Source organism: Streptomyces albofaciens JCM 4342 (assembly GCF_008634025.1).
Taxonomy (GTDB): domain Bacteria; phylum Actinomycetota; class Actinomycetes; order Streptomycetales; family Streptomycetaceae; genus Streptomyces; species Streptomyces albofaciens.
The window spans coordinates 1,857,501-1,876,200 of record NZ_PDCM01000001.1 but is presented as its reverse complement, the minus strand read 5'-3'; the positions used below and the strand labels follow the sequence as shown (position 1 = coordinate 1,876,200).

Below are 18,700 nucleotides of genomic sequence, written 5' to 3'. Positions count from 1 at the left end.
TCGGGGCCCGTACGGTCTCGGCCCGGTGGGCCCCGTACGGTCTCGGCCCGGTGGACCCGTACGGCCTCAGGACGGCGTGCGGGCCGCCGCCAGCAGCCGGGCGGTGTCGTCCGGGCACAGCAGGAGGGCCGTGCCGACGGTGGTCAGGACCTCGCGCTCGGACGGCAGGTACGGGCCGTCGGCGAGGGCGATGCGGGCGCCCTGGAGGAGCAGGGACTCCCGGCCGGCCGGGGCGAGGTGCGGGGCCAGCGGCTCCAGGGCCTCGTGCAGCTCTATGGCCAGCGCGGTGCCGCACGGGTCGAGCCCGCCGCCGGGCCGCCCGAGGCTTCCGGGCGCGGTACGCGACAGCGCGCCGTCGTGCGCGCCGGGCAGCCGGCCGGTGTCGGCGGCGAGCGCGGCCAGCAGCGTCAGCAGCTGGTCCTCCGTACAGTCCGCGAAGCCCGCCGCGCGCACCGTGCCCACCGCGGTGCTGCGCACCCCGGGCGAGGTGGTGCCGCCGGCGGCCAGCACGGCCAGCGTGACGGTGTGCACGGCGTCCCGCAGCATCGCCGAGAAGCGGGTGGTGGTGGGGTGGTCCAGCGCGTCCAGCGCGAAGTGGCCGCGGCAGGCGGAGCACTCGACGACCGGGCCCGCGGTGCCGCGCGGCAGCAGCGGCAGACCGAGGACGGTCAGCCGGCGGCGGCCGGTCCGCCGCAGGTAGTTGCGGTCCCCGCCGCACTCGGGGCAGAAGAACTCGCCGTCGGCGACGGTGCGCCAGGACGTCCGCACACCCACCACAGCCAGTTTGTGCATCACGTCGACCCTCCGTAACGCTCCGGCGTCTTTGCCGCGTTGAGCGTGATGTTAGCCACATCGGAGATGTGCCGTCAGTACCGCGGACCGGACAAGACGGCCGTTTAAACCGGTTGAACCCCCAAGCGCCCCCCGGCTCTCGCGGAGAGAACCGGGGGGCGCCGGGTACGTCGCAGGTCAGGGCCGGTCGGCGGGCCGCCCGCCGGCGCGCGCGCCGATCCGCGCGGACGGCCCGGTGATCAGCGGCTCGCGCGGTTGACCGCGGAGACGGCCGCCTTGATCGAGGCGCGCACGATGTTCGCGTCGATGCCGACGCCCCACAGCACCTTGTCGCCGATCGCGCACTCGATGTACGCGGCGGCCTGGGCGCCCACGCCCTCGCTCATCGTGTGCTCGACGTAGTCCAGCAGCCGTACGTCCACGTCGATGGCGTGCAGCGCGTCGAAGAACGCCGCCAGCGGGCCGTTGCCGGTGCCGGTCAGGACCGTGTCGGCGCCGTCCACGACCGCCTCGACGGTCAGCGCGTCGGTGCCCTCGGTGGTGGTGGAGGTCTGCGCGCTGCGCAGCGCGATCCGGCCCCAGGCGTTCTCCGGGGTCGGCAGGTACTCGTCCTGGAAGGCGGACCAGATCGCGTCCGGCGTGACCTCGCCGCCCTCGGCGTCGGTCTTCTCCTGGATGATCTTCGAGAACTCGATCTGCATCCGGCGCGGCAGGTCCAGCTTGTGGTCGTTCTTCAGGACGTACGCGATGCCGCCCTTGCCGGACTGCGAGTTCACGCGGATCACGGCCTCGTACGAGCGGCCGACGTCCTTGGGGTCGATCGGCAGGTACGGGACCGCCCACTCCAGGTCGTCCACGCGCTTGCCCTGCTCCGCGGCCTGGACCTCCATGGCCTCGAAGCCCTTCTTGATGGCGTCCTGGTGGGAGCCGGAGAAGGCGGTGTAGACCAGGTCGCCCGCGTAGGGGTGGCGCGGGTGGATCTCCATCTGGTTGCAGTACTCGGCGGTCCGGCGGACCTCGTCGATCTGCGAGAAGTCGATCTGCGGGTCCACGCCCTGGCTGAACAGGTTCATGCCCAGGGTGACCAGGTCCACGTTGCCGGTGCGCTCGCCCTGGCCGAACAGGCAGCCCTCGATGCGGTCGGCGCCCGCCATGATCGCCAGCTCGGCGGCGGCCACCGCGGTGCCGCGGTCGTTGTGCGGGTGCACGGACAGGCAGATGTGCTCGCGGCGCGACAGGTTGCGCGACATCCACTCGAAGCGGTCGGCGTGCGTGGAGGGGGTGGAGCGCTCGACGGTGGCCGGCAGGTTCAGGATGATCTCGCGGCCCTCCTCGGGCTGCCAGACGTCCATGACGCCCTCGCAGACCTCCAGCGCGAAGTCCAGCTCGGTGTCGGTGAAGATCTCCGGGCTGTACTGGTAGCCGAACGCCGTCTCGGGGCCCAGGATCTTGTCCGCGTACTCCATGACCAGCCGCGTGCCGTCCACCGCGATCTGCTTGACCTGCTCGCGCGAGCCGCGGAAGACCACCCGGCGGAAGACCGGCGCGGTGGCGTTGTACAGGTGGACGGTGGCCTTGTGGGCGCCGCGCAGCGACTCGACGGTGCGCTCGATCAGTTCCTCGCGGGCCTGGGTCAGGACGGAGATCGTCACGTCCTCGGGGATCGCGCCCTCTTCGATGATCGACCGTACGAAGTCGAAGTCGGTCTGGCCGGACGAGGGGAAACCGACCTCGATCTCCTTGTAGCCCATCTTCACCAGCAGGTCGAACATCTCGCGCTTGCGGGCCGGCGACATCGGGTCGATCAGCGCCTGGTTGCCGTCGCGCAGGTCCGTGGACAGCCAGCGGGGCGCCTTGGTGATGCGGTTGTCCGGCCAGGTGCGGTCGGGGATGTCCACGGCCTCGTAGGCGCCGTAGCGGTGGACCGGCAGGCCGGAGGGCTTCTGGGTCTGCGTGGCGTTCGTGATGGGCGTGGGGCGGCCGACGGAGTTCTCAGCAGGAATCGACGGATTCGTCATGGTGGGGCGGGGCTCCTCGTGTGTCCGCGGGGGAGAGGCCGACGGGGCGAAAATCGCAGCACCGAACTCCGCGGGGAGGGGGTCGGCCCTACGACAACAGACCCTCGCCGCGGCAGCTAAGGAGAAGCAGCCCGAAACGCATGATGCACAGCACCCTAGCCGAGGCGGCACGGAATCGGTGGCCCCGTATCAGTATGCGGGACCGGGGTGAGGTAACCGCTCCAACGCGATCAACCACACGTTTTCGGGAATCATGACGGCAGGGAGTGACAGGGTGATGACCCAGTGCCACATTGCCGTGCATGAACCCTGAAGCCACTGCGGCCCACCCCGTCTTCTGCACGATCGTGCCGCCCCACGTCCTCGACCACCTGTCGCAACTGGAGGACGCCGACCGCTCCGGGCGCGCTCTGCGCACCCTGGAGCACGACGCCCTGCAGCGCACGCGGCGCCGCATCACCACCGTCCGCGGCCTCGGCGCGCCGGCCGGCACCCCGTCGGACAAGCCGAACCGCACCATCTACGACGCCCGGCACCAGGAGGTGCTGCCGGGCAAGAAGGTGCACTCCGAGGCCGACAAGCCGTCCAAGGACGCCTCCGTCAACCGCGCGCACGCGGGCCTCGGCGCGACCTTCGAGCTGTACCTGAAGGTCTACGGCCGGCACTCGATCGACGACTCCGGCCTGCCGCTGAACGCGACCGTCCACTACGGCGAGAACTACGACAACGCCTTCTGGGACGGCCAGCGGATGGTCTTCGGCGACGGCGACAACGACCTGTTCCTCGACTTCACCATCCCCGTCGACGTCATCGGTCACGAACTGACCCACGGCGTGACCCAGCACACCGCCAACCTGGACTACTTCGGTCAGTCCGGCGCGCTCAACGAGTCGATGTCGGACGTCTTCGGCGCCCTGATCAAGCAGTACGCGCTCGGCCAGAACGCCTCCCAGGCCGACTGGCTGATCGGCGCCGGGCTGCTCGGTCCGAACGTCACCGGCGAGGCGCTGCGCTCGATGAAGGCCCCGGGCACCGCGTACGACGACGACGTGCTGGGCAAGGACCCGCAGCCCGCGACGATGGACCACTACGTCAAGACCTCGCGCGACAACGGCGGCGTGCACATCAACTCCGGCATCCCCAACCACGCCTTCTACCTGCTCGCCACGGACCTCGGCGGCAACGCCTGGGAGCGGGCGGGCCAGATCTGGTACGACACGCTGACCGGCGGCCAGCTGGACAAGGACGCCCAGTTCGCGGACTTCGCGCGGCTGACGGTCGCCACCGCACGCACCAAGTACGGCGAGGGCGAGGAACTCCAGGCCCTCCTCAAGGCGTGGTCGCAGGTGGGGGTGCCCAGCAGCTGACCCCGCCCGCTTCTGGCCCGTTCCGCCCGTTTCCCCGCACCGCACTGGGTAGGAAGTCCGTCATGCGGATTCAAGTACGACGCACCGGCGGCTTCGCCGGCATCGAGCGGCACGCCGAGGTCGACACCTCGGGTCTGCCCGATGCCGCGGAATGGCACGCCCTGGCCGAGCGGGCAGCCGCCGCCGGCCGGGGCACGCCCCCGGTAGGCGTCCCCGACGGTTTCAGCTACCAGATCACCATCGACGGCGACACGGTCTACGCCTCCGACCCCCGCCTCACCGAGGAGCAGCGCCGGCTGATCAGCAGAGTCCTGAAGGAGGGCAGCTGACCGGCCACCGGCCGGCAACCCCCGCCCTCCGCACGCCTCTTGACACCCATACGCGGCGGTAATCACCATCCGGCACATGGACGCTCCGCGTGTGCCGGACGGGACCTCGTCGTCCCCGTCGTCTGCGTTGCCCCGCTTCCCCGAGGGATTCGTGTGGGGGGTCTCGACCTCCGCCTACCAGATCGAGGGGGCGGTGGACGAGGACGGGCGGGGGCGGTCGGTGTGGGACGGCTTCGTCGAAGGGGCCGGGCGGATCAAGGACGGGTCGGACGGGCGGGTGGCGACCGGTCACTACCACCGCTACCGGGAAGACGTGGCGCTGATCGAGGAGCTGGGCGTCGGCGCGTACCGGTTCTCGGTGGCCTGGCCCCGGGTGATGCCGGACGGCGGGCCGCGGGTCAACGCGGCGGGGCTGGACTTCTACGACCGGCTGGTGGACGAGCTGTGCGCGGCGGGCGTCCGGCCGGTGCCGACGCTCTTCCACTGGGACACGCCGGAGGCCGTCGAGGCGGCGGGCGGCTGGCTGGAGCGGGACACGGCGCGGCGGTTCGCGGCGTACGCGGACGCCGTCGCGGCGCGGCTCGGGGACCGGGTGGACCGGTGGATCACGCTCAACGAGCCCGCCGAGCTGACGCTGCTGGGGTACGGGCTGGGGCAGCACGCGCCGGGCCTGCGGCTGGGGTTCGAGGCGCTCCCCGCCGCGCATCATCAGCTGCTGGGGCACGGGCTGGCCGTACAGGCGCTGCGGGCGCGGGGAGCTGACAACATCGGGATCGCCAATTCCCACGGGCCCACATGGGCCGCGTCGGAGTCGGCCGCCGATCAGGAGGCGGCGGGGCTGTACGACCTGCTGCTGAATCGGCTGTTCGCGGAGCCGGTGCTGCTGGGGCGCTATCCGGAGGAGGAGCTGACGGCGGCGCTGCTGTCCGGCCCGGATCTGGACGCGGACCTGCGGATCATCGGTGAGCCGCTGGACTGGTACGGGGTGAATTACTACCAGCCGACGAAGGTCGGGGCACCGGAGGCGGCGGACGGCGGACCGGCCGCGTTCGCCGGGATCGAGCTGCCGCCGGGGCTCCCGTTCGCGCCACGGGCGATCGAGGGGTACCCGCTGACGGACTTCGGCTGGCCGGTGGTGCCCGCGGCGCTGACCGAGCTGCTGACCGGGTTCCGCGACCGGTACGGCGACCGGCTGCCGCCGGTCGTCATCACCGAGAACGGCTGCTCGTACGAGGGCGTCGAGGACCGGGAGCGGATCGCCTTCCTGGACGCGCACATCCGGGCCGTGCACGACGCGATCACCGCCGGGGTGGATGTCCGCGGGTACTTCGTCTGGTCGCTGCTGGACAACTTCGAGTGGGCCGAGGGGTACGCCCGGAGGTTCGGGCTGGTGCACGTCGATTACGGGACGCTGGCGCGCACGCCGAAGGCGTCGTACCACTGGCTGCGGGACGCGCTGCGGGCGCGGCGGTGAGCGGGGCGGGGGCCGCGGAGACGCCCGGGGCCCTCGCCGACCCGGCCGCGCGGGTGGGCCGCGGCTGGACCGCCGCGCTGGCGCTGGCGAACGGGGCGGTCTGGGCCGGCTGGTACGGCCCGATCCAGGTCCTGCTGGCCCTCCAGGCGGCCGAGCTGGCGCCGCCCGGCACGTCGAAGGAGTCGGTGCTGGCCTGGGTCACCGGCCTGGGCGCCGCCGTCTCCCTGGTCGCCAACCCGCTCTTCGGCGCGCTGTCGGACCGTACGGCATCTCGCTTCGGGCGCCGTACGCCGTGGATCGCGGCCGGTGTCCTCGGCGGCGCGGCGGCGCTGTGCCTGCTGGCGGCGGCCCGGAGCGTGGCCGCCATGGCGGCCGGGTGGTGCCTGGTGCAGCTGGCCCTCAACGCCGCGTTCGCCGCGGTGACCGCGGCCGTGCCGGACCGCGTGCCGCACGCCCAGCGCGGCACGGTCGGCGGCTGGCTGGGCGCGGCGCAGTTCCTGGGGGTGGTGGCCGGTACGGGGCTGGCGTCCGCCGCCGGCGGCATCGCGGCGGGGTACGTGGCGTGCGCCGTCTTCACGGTGCTGGCCACGCTGCCGTACGTACTGCGCTACCGGGACCTGCGGATCGGGCGCGGCGACCGGCCGCCGTTCGCCTGGCGGGCCTTCCTCGCCGGGTTCTGGATCAGCCCGCGCCGCCACCCCGACCTGGCCTGGGCCTGGCTGACCCGCTTCCTGGTCAACCTCGGCAACGCGATCGCCCTGCTCTACCTGCTGTACTACCTGCGCGACGCGCTGCACCGGCCGCACCCCGAGGACGGCGTGCTGGTGCTGACCGCCGTCAACGGTGTGCTGCTGCTCGCCACGGTCGTCGTCGGCGGGGTCTGGTCGGACCGTACGGGACGGCGCAAACCGTTCGTCCTGTGGTCCGGTGTGATCATGGCGGTGGCGACCGCGCTGCTCGCCGGGTGGCAGACCTGGCCCGGCGCACTGGTCGCCGCCGCGCTGCTGGGCGTCGGCTTCGGCGTCTTCACGTCGGTGGACTTCGCGCTGCTGACGGATGTGCTGCCGGCCGCCGCGGACCGGGGCAAGGACCTCGGCATCGTCAACATCGCCAACTCGCTGCCGCAGGTGGCCGCCCCCGCGCTGGCCGCGCCGGTCGTGACGTACCTGGGCGGCTACCCGGTGCTGTACCTGCTCGCGGCGGGCACCGGGCTGGCGGGGGCGCTGCTGGTGCGGCGGATCCGCGGGGTGGAGTGAGCCGCCCCGGCGGGCGTCAGAAGCCGAGCTTGCGCAGCTGCTTCGGGTCGCGCTGCCAGTCCTTGGCGACCTTCACGTGCAGGTCGAGGAAGACCGGCGTGCCGAGCAGCGCCTCGATGTGCTTGCGGGACTTCACGCCGACCTCCTTCAGCCGCCTGCCCTTGGGGCCGATGATGATCCCCTTCTGGCTGGGCCGCTCGATGTAGACGTTGGCGTGGATGTCCAGCAGCGGCTTGTCGGCCGGGCGGTCCTCGCGCGGCAGCATCTCCTCGACGACGACGGCGATGGAGTGCGGCAGCTCGTCCCGTACGCCTTCGAGCGCCGCCTCGCGGATCAGCTCGGCGACCATGACCTGCTCGGGCTCGTCGGTGAGGTCGCCCTCGGGGTAGAGCGGAGGGCTCTCGGGGAGCATCGGGACGAGCAGGTCGGCGACGAGCTGCACTTGCTTGTCGCCGACGGCCGAGACCGGAATGATCTCCGCCCACTCGATGCCCAGCTCCCGGCCGAGCTGGTCGACGGCGAGCAGCTGCTCGGCGAGCTGCTTGGAGTCGACCAGGTCGGTCTTGGTGACGACGGCGATCTTCGGGGTCTTCTTGATCCCGGCCAGCTCGCCCGCGATGAAGCGGTCGCCGGGGCCCAGCTTCTGGTCGGCGGGCAGGCAGAAGCCGATCACGTCGACCTCGGCCCAGGTGGTCCGTACGACGTCGTTGAGCCGCTCGCCGAGCAGGGTGCGCGGCTTGTGCAGGCCCGGGGTGTCGACCAGGACGAGCTGGGCGTCCGGGCGGTGCACGATGCCGCGCACGGTGTGCCGGGTGGTCTGCGGGCGGTTGGAGGTGATGGCCACCTTCGTGCCGACCAGAGCGTTCGTCAGGGTCGACTTGCCCGCGTTCGGGCGGCCGACGAAGCAGGCGAAGCCGGCGCGGTGCGGTGCGGAGGACTCTGTGGGAACGCTCATGGCGCCCATTGTCCCCGATCGCCGGAGCCGCGCCGACCACCCGGTCGGGCGGCGGCCGGCCCGTACCGTACGCGGCCCGGCTCAGGGCGCGGCGCCGACCCGCTCCGCCCGCGGGCGGCCGACCGCCCGGCGCGCGTCGATGCGGTCCCACAGGGTGAGCAGCGGGGTCGCCATCACCGTCGTCACCAGCGCCACCACGACCAGCACCGCGAACAGCGACGGCGTCACGATGCCGGCCGCCAGGCCGATGTTGATCGCGATGAGCTGCATCAGGCCCCGCGCGTTCATCAGCGTCCCGATGCGCAGCGCGACCGCGCCCTCCTCCCCCGCCGCCCGGGCCGCCAGCCAGCAGGCGCCCAGCTTGCCGAGGACGGCCAGGGCGACGCAGGCCACGGTGAACAGCAGCAGGCCGGGCGAGGCCAGCAGCGCGAAGTCGGTGTTCAGGCCGGAGTAGGTGAAGAACAGCGGCAGGAAGACGATCCGGCTGATCGGCCCGAGCGCCTCGATCGCGCGGTCCACCGCCTCGGAACGCGGGAAGACCGCGCCCAGGCTGAACGCGCCGAAGACCGCGTACAGGCCGATGCGGTCGGTGTACCAGGCGGCGAGGAAGAGCAGGACGACGGTGACCAGCAGCAGCTCGTCGGGGGCCCGGCGGTGGGTGAGGCCCGCCAGCCGGGTCCCGGAGCGGGCGAGCAGCGCGAGGACGACCACCAGGCCGACGCTCCCGAGGAGGGCGATGAGCAGCGGCCCGGTGCCGCTGCCGGCCATGCTCAGCACTCCGGCGAGCAGCACCCACGCCAGCGCGTCGTCGACCGCGCCGGACGCCAGGGACAGCGAGCCGAAGCGGGTGCCGGTCAGGCCGCGCTCGGTGATGATGCGGGCCAGCATGGGGAACGCGGTGATGGCGAGGGTCACACCGACGAAGAGGGCCGAGACGCCGACGGCCACGTCCTCGGGGAAGACGTCGACACTGTCGTGGACGGCGTAGGTCAGCCCCACGCCCAGCGCGAACGGTACGAGGATGCCGGCCGAGGAGATCATCGTGGCCGGTTTCGCCACCCTCCGGATGCCGGCCGTACGGAACTCGTAGCCGGTCTGGAACATGAAGACGACCAGGCCGATCTGCCCGGCGACATACAGCGCGGGCCGCAGCTCCGGCGGGAAGAGGGCCGCCTCCACGCCGGGCGCCAGCAGGCCCAGCACGGACGGCCCGAGGACCACGCCGGCGACCATCTCGCCCACCACGGGCGGCTGGCCCAGCGCGCGCAGGGCACGGCCGACCAGCCGGCAGACGAGCAGGATGACGACGACGGCCAGGAAGAACACCGGCCCCAACTCGGTGGTGGACATGACGGAACGCCCTTCGGCTCGCGGGGACGTACGGGGACGGGCGGGCCCGGGTGCCGGGCCCGGACACGGCGGGCTCGTGGGTCAGGGGTGCGGGTAGGGGCAGCGCGCCGGGGCGGGGGCGGTGCCCGGCAGCGGGACGCCCTGCGTGTCGTGGGTGGCGAAATAGCGCTCGGCCGGGCGCAGGCGGCGGGCGTCGAGCACCATCCACGTACCGAGGACGAGCTGGACGCAGCTGCGCCACACGTCCTCCCACCGGTCGCGCACCCTCAGGAAGGCCCGGGCGGCGAGCAGCCGGTGCGGCGGCAGCGGGCGGCCGCGCCGGACCAGCAGACAGGGGGCGCGGTGCGGGATGGAACGGGTGTGGGCGACGGTGGAGTGGAGGGTGAAGCGGCGCAGTACCTCACGGGTCGCGGCGTGCATGGCCAGCGGGGCGAGCCGCCAGGCCGGGCAGGGCCGGTTGGCGGCGACGCCGAATGGGATGTGGTGCTGCTGCTTGGCCACCAGACGGTCCCAGCGTCCGGGGTCGAAGACGTCCGGGTCGGTGTAGCCGGTGGCGTGGTAGTCGGGATAGTTGAAGCACAGTACGGAGCCGGCGGGAATGGCGGTGTCCGGGCCGAGCGGGATGTCGTCCGTGCTGATGCGGTGGGCGACGCCGAAGAGCGGGTAGAGCCGCAGCGTCTCGTTGAGGACGTTGGAGAAGTAGCGGTCGTCGTCCGGCGCGGCGGCCAGGCGGTGCTGCGCCTCCGGGTGCTGGGCGAGGACGAGCAGCAGGTGGGCCATGGCCTCGGACATCTGCACGACGGCCGTGTTGAAGAAGGTGCCCTGGAGGTAGTACGCCTGCTCGTCGGGCGTGAGCGAGCCCGGCAGGTGGTGCGGCGGCACCTGCCCGGCGGTGATGCGCCGCCGCAGGTGGCGGGTGAGGCGGGCGCGGCGGGCCGGGTGGCGGAGCCGGGTGCACTTCAGGGAGTTGACCACGTCCTCGGCGTTGTCCACGATCAGGCGCCGGACGTACGGCGGACACGGTTCGCGGAAGACGAGCCCGTGGAAGAACTCCGCCCACACCGGCATCATCAGGTCGCGCAGCCGCACGAACTCGGCCCGGCCGGTGACCAGTTCGTCGAGCACGGCGGCGGTACGGCGGGCCACGGCGGCGGACAGGTCCCGGCTGGGCCCGGCCAGCACGGCGAGGGTGGTACGGGCGACCTCGTCGTAGCGCGGGCCGTCCTCCAGGTGCTCCTGGTGCACCTCGGGGCCGGGCGCGAGCCAGTACCAGAAGAGGTCCGAGAGGGCGGCGCCCCGGCTGCGGCCGTTGGCGGCCGGGTGGGAGTAGATCTCCTCGAAGCGGTCGGCGGGGACGGCGGCGCTCGGGAAGGCGATGCCCTCGTCGCCGTTGATCCGCGCGAAGAGCGCGACGCGGGCGGCGACGACGGAGCGCGGCAGCCAGTAGGGGACGGACAGGACGCCGGCCGCGGCGGCCAGCAGCTTGGCGGTGCGGAAGGGGCTGGTGGTGCGGAGGCGGTTGGTGGTGCGCAAGGGTCCGGTGGTTCGGGGGCGGCTCATGTGTCCTCCCCGTTCCGTACGGTGTGCGCGCTCCCCCGGGCGACCACGAGGTCCGGCCCCAGGTCGGCCGGGCTGCCACCGCCGCACAGCGCCAGTACGTGGTCGAACTCGGCGCGCAGCAGTTCCAGGACGTGCCGGACGCCCTTCTCGCCGTCCGCCGCCAGCCCCCACAGCACCGGGCGCCCGACGCCGACGGCCGACGCGCCCAGGGCGAGGGCCACGGCGGCGTCGGAGCCCCGCCGTACGCCGCCGTCCAGCAGCACCGGCACCCGGCCCGCGACGGCCGCGGCGACGGCGGGCAGCGCCTCGATGCTCGCCGGTGCCGCGTCGAGCTGGCGGCCGCCGTGGTTGGAGACCAGCAGGCCGTCCACGCCCTCGGCGACGGCGATGCGGGCGTCCGAGGGGTGCAGGACGCCCTTGAGCAGCACCGGCAGCCGGGTCTGTGACCGCAGCCGGCGCAGGTCGTCCCAGGAGAGCCCCGGCGACATGGCGATGTCGCGGGGGCGGCCGTCCGGGGCGCCGGGCAGGCCGCGCATGTTCTCGGCGGCCAGGCCGTCGGGCAGGTCGTCGAAGCCGTGCCGGGCGTCCCGCTCTCGGCGGCCGAACACCGGCGAGTCGACGGTGACGACCAGCGCCGAGCACCCGGCCCGCTCCGCCCGGCGCACCAGCGCGAGCGTGACCTCCGGTTCGGGTTGCAGGTAGAGCTGGAACCACACGGGCGCGTCGTCCCGTACCGCGCGGGCGGCGGCGGTGACCTCGGCCACCGGCACGGTCGCCGCCATGCCGGTGACCAGAACCGTGCCGGCCGCCGCCGTCGCGCGGGCGGTGGCGAGTTCGCCCTCCGGGTGGGCGAGGCGGTGGAAGGCGGTGGGCGAGACGAGGACGGGCAGGGACAGGCGGTCGCCGCACAGCGTCACGGACAGGTCGCGGGTGGCGGCCCCGCGCAGGACGCGCGGCAGCAGGGCGAGCCCGCGGAACGCCGCCTCGTTCTCGCGCAGGGCCGTCTCCCCTCCGGCGCCGCCGGCGAAGTAGTCGTACACCCGGGGGTCCAGCCGTTCCCGCGCCTGTTCGTGCAGGTCGGCGAGGGTGGGGATCACGGCCGGGCCGCCGCGGCCGGGGCGGTGAGCCGGGCGCGCAGGAAGCTCCGCAGGGGTGCGCGGTGGACCTCCTCGCTGTCCCACTCGTTTTCGAGGTTCTCGGTGATGTGGTGTTCGGCGGTCGCCTTGCCGGGGGCCGCGCCGTCGAAGGCGCGGACCACCGGGTGCAGATAGCGGCCGTCCAGGCCGGTGGTGTCCTGCTGGGAGTTGCGGCCCGCGGTGATGTCGAACGGGTTCACCTTGTCGTGGCCCTCGCCGTATTCGAGGGTGACGGTGAAGTACTGGCCGATGTCGCCGAAGCCGCCGTCCGCGACGGCGGTGTGCAGATGGTCGACCGGGACCTCTTCGCAGTAGCGGGCCGTGCCGTCCCGGCCGACGAGCACCACGTCGGCGAGGAAGCCGAACATCTGGAAGAGCGCCGAGCTGCGGTTGACGCGGGCGATCGCGGCGTCGGTGACCGCCCCGGCGGTGGCGGGCAGGGTGCGGGCGGGCCAGGGGCGGCCGTGGTGGCGGGCTTCGAGGATGCGGTGCAGGGCCCGTACGCCGTACCGGAAGCCGTGGATGAAACCACTGGTGGATTTCTTGAAATCGCGTACCTGGGTGATGGTGCCGGCGAAGTGCAGTCCGGGTACGTTCGTGGATTCCCAGGCGTCGGTCTGCGCCGGGAACCTGTCGTTGACGGCCAGTTCGGGGCGGCATTCCGGAGCGAATATCGACGGGTCGAAGCGGAACCCGGTGGCGAGGATGACCCGGTCGTACACGATGTCCTTGACGACTTCCTGGACCCGGGAAAAGGAGACGGAGACCCGGTAGCTGCCGTCCGGTTGCAGCCGGATACGCCGGATGTCGCCGTCCAGTACCGCGTTCTGCAATTTCAGCTGATAGGTGTCGAGGAAGTTGTTGTTGACGGCCCGCAGGTGTCCGACGAAATGGGTCTGCCAGGCGAGCTTCAGTGAGCCGGGGCCGGCGACGTGGATGACGGCGGCGGTCTCGATGAGGTTGTCCGCGGTTTCGAACGCGGAGTTGCCGCGCCCGATGATCAGCACTCGCTGCCCGGTGAAGGCGGCCGGGTCCACGTCCACCTCGTCGTAGCGCTCGACCGTCTCGACGCCTTCGATGGCGGGCACGTACGGGCGGGTCACACCGGTCGCCACGATGAGCCGCCGGGCGCGGAACACGGTGCCGTCCGCGGCGCGGACCAGGAAGTCGCCGGGTCCGGACGGGCCGCCGGCCGAGCTGCCTTCCGGGCCGCCTTCCGGGCCGCCTTCCGGATCGTCGGCAGGCTCACCGGCCGCCCCGTCGGCCGGCCGGGAGATCTCGGTGACACGGGTGTCGTAGCGGACGCGGAGCCGGTGGGTGGCGGCGAAGTCGGCGAGATAGCCGACCATCTCGTCGGCGGCGGGGAAATAGCGCGGGGTGCGGGCGGTGAACAGCGGGGTGTGCTCGTCGGAGAGCAGGGAGTTCCAGTCGGTGCGCATGTTCAGCTCGGGGTCGTCCCACCCGGTGTGCACCTTGTTGATGGAGATGAGCGTACGGTGCCGGGGAAATCGGGTGAAGAACGTGCCGGGGGCCGCGCCGGCCTCCACGATGAGATAACTGCGTCCGGCCTGTTGCAGAAAATATCCGGCCTGTAATCCGGCGGGGCCCGCACCGACCACCAGATAGTCCGTCGCTTCTTCGTGGCTCACGCAATTCTCCTGTCACCTGCGAAGGATGGAGATGGAGCGGAAACCGACATTACTTGAGTGTTAAAGCACGGCACTAGTGCGCGATTAAGTGATGTGCGTCACACTCATTCCGAGGTTTGCGAGTACGCTACGGAAGCCAGTGTCACAAGGTCCGGGACTTTTACCCGGAACGCTCTTCTGTCGCGCCCCGGCGGATCCCCGCATTGCCCTGCCCGTACACCACGCCCCGCTCGCCCCGCCGGTCCCGGGACGCATTTCAGCCGTTCACCTCCAGGAGCGGATGCAGCGAAATGAATCAGCCAGCCGAAAGCCCTTTGCCCCGCGGCCACGTCTTCCCGCAGGCCCTCGTCGACGCCTTCCGCCGGCAGCCGGACACGGCGGCCTTCGAACACCGGGGACGCGCCGTCCCCCGCCGTGAGGTCCTGGACCGGGCCGCCCGTTGCGTACGCGGACTGCGCGCCGCGGGCGTCGGCCCGGGGTCGTCCGTCGCGGTGGCCGCCGGCGTCACCCCCGAGGCGTTCGCCCTGCACCTGGCGGTACTTCTGCTGGGCGCCCGGCTGACCGGCCTGCGCCCCGGGCTGCCGCCGCGGCACCTCGCACAGATCCTCGCCGACGGCATCGACATCCTGGTGCACGACGAGCCGTCGGGCACCCCGGAACTCCTCACCGCGGCCGGTGGCCTCGCCCGACTCCGCCTGGAAAAAGACCTGTTGAGCACGGCGGCAGCCGCCGCACCGGACGACCTCGTACCCCGCGGCCGCCCGGACGACATCGCCCTGATCACCCTGACCAGCGGCAGCACCGGGCAGCCCAAACGGTGCGCGCACACCTACCGCAGCCTGAGCACGAGCTGGTCGTGGCAGCCCGCCCGCTGGACCGCGCGGACCTCCGCCCTCGCCGCGGCCTACGCGCGCTTCCTGCTCTTCGGCACCCTCACCAGCGCGGTGATCTTCGAGCATCTGGGGCTGTGCCTGCTCGGCGGCGGCACCGCCGTCATCCCCGACCCGCCGCCGTCCTTCCCCGAGGTCTTCGCGCGGCACCGCGTCACCGCCTGCCTGCTGACCGTCCCCCGGCTCCATCACATCCTCGACACCCTGCGGACCGAGCCCGTGGACACCAGCAGCCTGCGCGCCCTCCTCGTGGCCGGATCACCCCTGGCGCCGCACCGGCTCGCCGAGGCCGCCGACCGGCTCGGCCCGGTCGTGCACCAGGGGTACGGGCAGACCGAGACCGGCATGCTGACCCTGCTCACCCCCGACGACCTCGCCCACGGGCCCCGGTCGGTGTACGGCTCGGTGGGGCGGCCCCTGGACGGGGTGGAGATCGACGTACGGGACCCGGACGGCGGCCCGCCGCCGGCCGACGGCACGGCCGGGGAGATCTGGGTCCGTACCGCCGGGGCGCTGGCCGGCTACTGGCGGGACGAGGCGGAGACCCGCGCCGTACTGCGGGACGGCTGGGTGCGCACCCGCGACCTCGGCCGCCTCGACGAGCACGGCTTCCTGCGGCTCACCGGGCGCACCCGCGAGGTGATCATCATCAACGCCGTGCTGCACTACGCGGGCGCCATCGAGCAGGCACTGGCCCGGCACCCGGATGTGGACCAGGCGTACGTCGTGGGCGCGCCGGACGAGCGGACCGGCGAGGCCGCCCACGCGTTCGTCGTACCGACGGCGGAACGACACCCCGACCCGGCGGCGCTCCGCGCGCACGTCGCCGCGGAGCTGGGCGCCGCGAGCGTGCCCGCCACGATCACCGTCATCGAGGAGGTGCCGGTCGCGGGGAGCGGCAAGCCGGACAAGCGGGCGTTGCTGGGGCTGGTGGGGGACAAGGGTGCGGTCGGGGGTGCGGACCGCTCCGGGTGACGGGAGGCGCCGCGGCCGGTCAGCCCGCCTCGACCGTGGCCCGCAGCGTGCCGTCCGGACCGGCGACCAGCACCGGCGTTCCGGCGCCGCCCAGGTCCCGTACGGCCGCGAGGTCCTCGGCCGCGGCCGCCTCCGCCTCGGTGACCACGGCGGCGGCCTCCAGCGACTGCGCACCGCTCGCGACGGCCATGGCGACCGCCGTACGCAACGCGCTGAGCTGCAACGACTCCAGGGTGACGGTACCGGCGACATACGTGCGCCCGGTCTCGTCGCGGACGGCGGCGCCTTCCGGCACGCCGTTGCGGGCCCGCGCGGAACGGGCCAGCGTAATGATCTTGCGGTCTTCCGGGTCCAGCGGTGCGGCTTCGCTCATACGGGCGAGCATATGCGGCGAGGGGGCCGCCGGGGACGAGGGGGGCCGTACGGTTCTGGAGGCTGCCCGCGGAACATACGCCCCCGGGCCGGCCGTCAGCCCGCCACCGAATACATGCGGCCCCGGCGGCCTTCCGGCGAGGTGAGCCACTCCAGCTTCGCCGCCGTGTCCGCCTCCGCCGTCCGGCGCGGGTTGTGCAGCACGATGGTCAGGTCCGGGCGGGCCGGCACCCGCAGCTGGGTGGACTCGAACAGCAGCGTGCCGACGAGCGGGTGCTCCAGTTCCTTGTGGACCTGCCCGCCGTCCTGCACGTCCCCGCGCGCCCACAGCTCCGCGAACTCCGCGCTGGCCGCGGACACCTCCCCCACGACCTCCTCGTACCCCTCGTCACCGGGCCGCTCCGACCACGCCGCCCGGTACTGCGCCACGATCGTCGGCGCGTTCCGCTCCCAGCTGGCGGCGCGGGCCCGGTAGACCGGATCGGTGAAGTAGGAGATCAGGCAGTTGGAACGGGAGCCTTCCTGGCCGTAGTTGAGGACCAGCCGGGCCGCCTCGTTGTAGGCGACGCAGTTCCAGTACGGGTCCAGGATGTGGGCCGGGAACGGCATCCACGCGTCGATCAGCCGTTGCAACCCCTCGCTCATCTCCGACACCGCGGGGTCCGGGTCCTGCCGCAGCGGTGGATTGAGCCCCGCCAGTACGTACAGGTGCCGCCGCTCGGTGTCGCTCAGCCGGAGCACCCGCGCCACGGAGTCCAGCACTTGCGGCGAGACGGTGATGTCCCGCCCCTGTTCCAGCCATTGGTACCAGGACGCGCCGACCCCGGCGAGCACCGCGACCTCCTCGCGGCGCAGTCCCGGTGTGCGGCGCCGGCCGCCGTCGGGCAGGCCCGCGTCGGCCGGGCTGACCCGGGCCCGGCGGCTCATCAGGAAGTCGCGCAGTTCCCGGCGGCGGCGCGATGTGGCGCCGCCGGACTCCCCTGTCGTCTGCATGGCACCGACTCTAAACCGATACCGGCCCTGAACCGACACCGACCCTGAACGCGGAAAAGCCCCGCACCATACGGTGCGGGGCTTCCCACAAAAATTGTTCGGCGGCGTCCTACTCTCCCACAGGGTCCCCCCTGCAGTACCATCGGCGCTGAAAGGCTTAGCTTCCGGGTTCGGAATGTAACCGGGCGTTTCCCTAACGCTATGACCACCGAAACACTATGAAGATAACAACTCCAGCCAGCACAGGCGAGTTCGTTACTTCAGAACAAACACAGTGGACGCGAGCAACTGAGGACAAGCCCTCGGCCTATTAGTACCAGTCAACTCCACACCTTACGGCGCTTCCATATCTGGCCTATCAACCCAGTCGTCTACTGGGAGCCTTACCCCATCAAGTGGGAGGGAGCCCTCATCTCGAAGCAGGCTTCCCGCTTAGATGCTTTCAGCGGTTATCCTTTCCGAACGTAGCCAACCAGCCATGCCCTTGGCAGAACAACTGGCACACCAGAGGTTCGTCCGTCCCGGTCCTCTCGTACTAGGGACAGCCCTTCTCAAGACTCCTACGCGCACAGCGGATAGGGACCGAACTGTCTCACGACGTTCTAAACCCAGCTCGCGTACCGCTTTAATGGGCGAACAGCCCAACCCTTGGGACCGACTCCAGCCCCAGGATGCGACGAGCCGACATCGAGGTGCCAAACCATCCCGTCGATATGGACTCTTGGGGAAGATCAGCCTGTTATCCCCGGGGTACCTTTTATCCGTTGAGCGACGGCGCTTCCACAAGCCACCGCCGGATCACTAGTCCCTACTTTCGTACCTGCTCGACCCGTCAGTCTCACAGTCAAGCTCCCTTGTGCACTTACACTCAACACCTGATTGCCAACCAGGCTGAGGGAACCTTTGGGCGCCTCCGTTACCCTTTAGGAGGCAACCGCCCCAGTTAAACTACCCACCAGACACTGTCCCTGATCCGGATCACGGACCCAGGTTAGACATCCAGCACGACCAGAGTGGTATTTCAACAACGACTCCACAACCACTGGCGTGGCCGCTTCACAGTCTCCCACCTATCCTACACAAGCCGAACCAAACACCAATATCAAGCTATAGTAAAGGTCCCGGGGTCTTTCCGTCCTGCTGCGCGAAACGAGCATCTTTACTCGTAGTGCAATTTCACCGGGCCTATGGTTGAGACAGTCGAGAAGTCGTTACGCCATTCGTGCAGGTCGGAACTTACCCGACAAGGAATTTCGCTACCTTAGGATGGTTATAGTTACCACCGCCGTTTACTGGCGCTTAAGTTCTCAGCTTCGCCCCACCGAAATGGAGCTAACCGGTCCCCTTAACGTTCCAGCACCGGGCAGGCGTCAGTCCGTATACATCGCCTTACGGCTTCGCACGGACCTGTGTTTTTAGTAAACAGTCGCTTCTCGCTGGTCTCTGCGGCCACCACCAGCTCACACCGCAAGGGTGATCACCAGCAATGGCCCCCCTTCTCCCGAAGTTACGGGGGCATTTTGCCGAGTTCCTTAACCATAGTTCACCCGAACGCCTCGGTATTCTCTACCTGACCACCTGAGT

General features: G+C 71.4%; 14 protein-coding genes and 2 rRNA genes (1 of these 16 running past the window's edge). 5 read left to right on the top strand and 11 right to left on the bottom strand.

Going from position 1 to position 18,700, the window contains the following annotated elements; all coding sequences use genetic code 11:
* Positions 1–66: 66 nt before the first annotated feature.
* Together CP973_RS08485 and leuA are read right to left on the bottom strand one after the other, a co-directional pair.
* Positions 67–792 carry a tellurite resistance TerB family protein gene (locus tag CP973_RS08485; RefSeq protein WP_003980754.1) on the bottom strand — a complete coding sequence of 242 codons (726 nt, stop codon included), beginning with the start codon at positions 790–792 and terminating at the stop codon, positions 67–69.
* A 239-nt stretch (positions 793–1,031) separates the two neighbouring features.
* Positions 1,032–2,810 carry a 2-isopropylmalate synthase gene (gene leuA / locus CP973_RS08480; protein WP_150238969.1) on the bottom strand — a complete coding sequence of 593 codons (1,779 nt, stop codon included), beginning with the start codon at positions 2,808–2,810 and terminating at the stop codon, positions 1,032–1,034.
* A 302-nt stretch (positions 2,811–3,112) separates the two neighbouring features.
* Between leuA and CP973_RS08470 the strand changes: the two genes are divergently transcribed.
* The 4 genes from CP973_RS08470 (at position 3,113) to CP973_RS08455 (ending at position 7,236) form a co-directional block, all read left to right on the top strand.
* The gene (locus CP973_RS08470; RefSeq protein ID WP_150238967.1) at positions 3,113–4,177 is read left to right on the top strand and encodes a M4 family metallopeptidase; all 1,065 of its coding nucleotides are present in this window, start codon (positions 3,113–3,115) and stop codon (positions 4,175–4,177) included.
* A gap of 62 nt (positions 4,178–4,239) precedes the next feature.
* Positions 4,240–4,506 (top strand): protealysin inhibitor emfourin, encoded by a 267-nt coding sequence (locus CP973_RS08465; protein ID WP_030376018.1) that lies wholly within the window; start codon positions 4,240–4,242, stop codon positions 4,504–4,506.
* 76 nt (positions 4,507–4,582) lie between these two features.
* The gene (locus tag CP973_RS08460) at positions 4,583–5,980 is read left to right on the top strand and encodes a GH1 family beta-glucosidase (RefSeq protein WP_150238965.1); all 1,398 of its coding nucleotides are present in this window, start codon (positions 4,583–4,585) and stop codon (positions 5,978–5,980) included.
* Complete coding sequence (locus tag CP973_RS08455) at positions 5,977–7,236, top strand: MFS transporter (protein WP_150238963.1); 1,260 nt, start codon at positions 5,977–5,979, stop codon at positions 7,234–7,236. Before CP973_RS08460 ends, CP973_RS08455 begins: the two co-directional genes overlap by 4 nt.
* A gap of 16 nt (positions 7,237–7,252) precedes the next feature.
* Here the strand turns inward: CP973_RS08455 and era are convergent, their stop codons facing one another.
* The 5 genes from era to CP973_RS08430 form a co-directional block, all read right to left on the bottom strand.
* Entirely contained in the window at positions 7,253–8,200 is a 948-nt protein-coding gene (era, locus tag CP973_RS08450) for a GTPase Era (RefSeq protein ID WP_425281944.1), read from the bottom strand.
* A gap of 72 nt (positions 8,201–8,272) precedes the next feature.
* Positions 8,273–9,541: a cation:proton antiporter gene (locus CP973_RS08445; protein ID WP_150238960.1), complete on the bottom strand. Its 1,269-nt coding sequence runs from the start codon at positions 9,539–9,541 to the stop codon at positions 8,273–8,275.
* A gap of 81 nt (positions 9,542–9,622) precedes the next feature.
* Positions 9,623–11,101, bottom strand: coding sequence for a cytochrome P450 (locus CP973_RS08440; protein WP_244409331.1), 1,479 nt, complete (start codon positions 11,099–11,101; stop codon positions 9,623–9,625).
* The gene (locus CP973_RS08435; protein WP_150238958.1) at positions 11,098–12,198 is read right to left on the bottom strand and encodes an alpha-hydroxy acid oxidase; all 1,101 of its coding nucleotides are present in this window, start codon (positions 12,196–12,198) and stop codon (positions 11,098–11,100) included. The genes CP973_RS08440 and CP973_RS08435 overlap by 4 nt, the downstream gene beginning before the upstream one ends.
* Positions 12,195–13,886, bottom strand: a complete 1,692-nt coding sequence (locus CP973_RS08430; RefSeq protein ID WP_150238955.1) for an NAD(P)-binding domain-containing protein — start codon at positions 13,884–13,886, stop codon at positions 12,195–12,197. The genes CP973_RS08435 and CP973_RS08430 overlap by 4 nt, the downstream gene beginning before the upstream one ends.
* A 290-nt stretch (positions 13,887–14,176) precedes the next feature.
* Here CP973_RS08430 and CP973_RS08425 point away from each other — a divergent pair, with 290 nt between their 5' ends.
* Positions 14,177–15,751 (top strand): class I adenylate-forming enzyme family protein, encoded by a 1,575-nt coding sequence (locus CP973_RS08425; RefSeq protein ID WP_244409330.1) that lies wholly within the window; start codon positions 14,177–14,179, stop codon positions 15,749–15,751.
* 19 nt (positions 15,752–15,770) lie between these two features.
* Here the strand turns inward: CP973_RS08425 and CP973_RS08420 are convergent, their stop codons facing one another.
* The 4 genes from CP973_RS08420 to CP973_RS08405 form a co-directional block, all read right to left on the bottom strand.
* Positions 15,771–16,124, bottom strand: a complete 354-nt coding sequence (locus CP973_RS08420) for a cytidine deaminase (RefSeq protein WP_150238954.1) — start codon at positions 16,122–16,124, stop codon at positions 15,771–15,773.
* Positions 16,125–16,219: 95 nt separating this feature from the next.
* Positions 16,220–17,116, bottom strand: coding sequence for a helix-turn-helix transcriptional regulator (locus CP973_RS08415; protein ID WP_150238952.1), 897 nt, complete (start codon positions 17,114–17,116; stop codon positions 16,220–16,222).
* A 96-nt stretch (positions 17,117–17,212) separates the two neighbouring features.
* A 5S ribosomal RNA gene (rrf, locus tag CP973_RS08410) occupies positions 17,213–17,329 on the bottom strand.
* A 77-nt stretch (positions 17,330–17,406) separates the two neighbouring features.
* A 23S ribosomal RNA gene (locus CP973_RS08405) occupies positions 17,407–18,700 on the bottom strand; it runs 1,828 nt beyond the window's last position.

Excerpts from the sequence above, each read along its gene's own strand:
- CP973_RS08485 (WP_003980754.1), bottom strand. The coding sequence starts at position 792 with ATGCACAAACTGGCTGTGGTGGGTGTGCGGACGTCCTGGCGCACCGTC.
- leuA (WP_150238969.1), bottom strand. The coding sequence starts at position 2,810 with ATGACGAATCCGTCGATTCCTGCTGAGAACTCCGTCGGCCGCCCCACG.
- CP973_RS08470 (WP_150238967.1), top strand. The coding sequence starts at position 3,113 with ATGAACCCTGAAGCCACTGCGGCCCACCCCGTCTTCTGCACGATCGTG.
- CP973_RS08465 (WP_030376018.1), top strand. The coding sequence starts at position 4,240 with ATGCGGATTCAAGTACGACGCACCGGCGGCTTCGCCGGCATCGAGCGG.
- CP973_RS08460 (WP_150238965.1), top strand. The coding sequence starts at position 4,583 with ATGGACGCTCCGCGTGTGCCGGACGGGACCTCGTCGTCCCCGTCGTCT.
- era (WP_425281944.1), bottom strand. The coding sequence starts at position 8,200 with ATGGGCGCCATGAGCGTTCCCACAGAGTCCTCCGCACCGCACCGCGCC.
- CP973_RS08445 (WP_150238960.1), bottom strand. The coding sequence starts at position 9,541 with ATGTCCACCACCGAGTTGGGGCCGGTGTTCTTCCTGGCCGTCGTCGTC.
- CP973_RS08440 (WP_244409331.1), bottom strand. The coding sequence starts at position 11,101 with ATGAGCCGCCCCCGAACCACCGGACCCTTGCGCACCACCAACCGCCTC.
- CP973_RS08425 (WP_244409330.1), top strand. The coding sequence starts at position 14,177 with ATGAATCAGCCAGCCGAAAGCCCTTTGCCCCGCGGCCACGTCTTCCCG.
- CP973_RS08420 (WP_150238954.1), bottom strand. The coding sequence starts at position 16,124 with ATGAGCGAAGCCGCACCGCTGGACCCGGAAGACCGCAAGATCATTACG.
- CP973_RS08415 (WP_150238952.1), bottom strand. The coding sequence starts at position 17,116 with ATGCAGACGACAGGGGAGTCCGGCGGCGCCACATCGCGCCGCCGCCGG.